Origin of the sequence: Mesorhizobium sp. M0152, from assembly GCF_040322415.1 — a bacterium.
Lineage (GTDB): Bacteria > Pseudomonadota > Alphaproteobacteria > Rhizobiales > Rhizobiaceae > Mesorhizobium.
In genome coordinates this window covers 1-751 of record NZ_JAMYTH010000125.1, presented here as the reverse complement: position 1 = coordinate 751, position 751 = coordinate 1, and the positions used below count along the sequence as shown (strand labels likewise).

The following is a 751-nucleotide window of genomic DNA, read 5'->3' as shown; positions in this document are numbered from 1 at the left end:
GCCGACCATGGTCAATGGCAGCGGGTTGTCACGCACCTGCGTCCTTAAATTGTTCATCATCGACGAAAGATCGCCGCCGGCGAACATTCCGGTGAATTCGTCAAACAACTGGCCAGGGGTCATCTTACTGCGGATCGAGTCCGCCGTGCTTGTCAGCTTCGCGCGTGCGATCTCGGCATCACGCTCGAGTTCGGCTGCGGATTTGTCGTTCATCTCAGCTGTTCCTTGATTACGCGCGCATCACGTTTGAGCTGGTCCTGTGTGCGCTCGGGCGCCAACTCGGAGGCATTCATGCTCGCCTTGCCGGTGCGCAAGAGAATGACGCCAAGACCGGCGACGACCACGCCGACCAGCAGCGCGGACCATCCTGGTCCAAGGCCGGCGCTCGCCAACGCAATCACCAGCGCCTGCAGCAGAACCACCAAGGCGGCGACAAGACATATGGCACCCCCCAGAACCTCAACTGCACCTGTGCCGGCATTGCTTGCCTTTTCGGCCAACTCGGCGCGCAACAGCCGACCCTCCGTCTGAAGAAGGGTTGTCACCTGCTGCGCGAGATCGCTTACCAGCATCGCGAGACTGCGATTGTCGGCGGGGCTGCGGTCATCAGTGTTGCTCATGGGTTTCCTCCAGCGCTGGTATCGGTCGTGCCGCGTGAGGAGTCGCCAGATTGCCCCATGCCGCCGCGCTCGGACTCGCCCGATGGCGCAGGGCTCTCGGTCATGGCGGGCGACTTGGCACCGGCTGCTGC

The 751-nt window shown here is 62.7% G+C and carries 2 protein-coding genes; both read right to left on the bottom strand.

All coding sequences use genetic code 11. The features are described from left to right. Positions 1-213 (bottom strand): DUF3618 domain-containing protein (locus NKJ26_RS33445; RefSeq protein ID WP_352700118.1); only part of this gene is annotated, 213 nt, incomplete at its 3' end. Continuing rightward, positions 210-620, bottom strand: coding sequence for a phage holin family protein (locus NKJ26_RS33440; protein ID WP_352700116.1), 411 nt, complete (start codon positions 618-620; stop codon positions 210-212). The genes NKJ26_RS33440 and NKJ26_RS33445, both read right to left, overlap by 4 nt. Positions 621-751: the final 131 nt, after the last annotated feature.

What these genes read in the sequence shown, in the direction of transcription:
- NKJ26_RS33440 (WP_352700116.1), bottom strand. Translation starts at nt 620, where the DNA reads ATGAGCAACACTGATGACCGCAGCCCCGCCGACAATCGCAGTCTCGCG.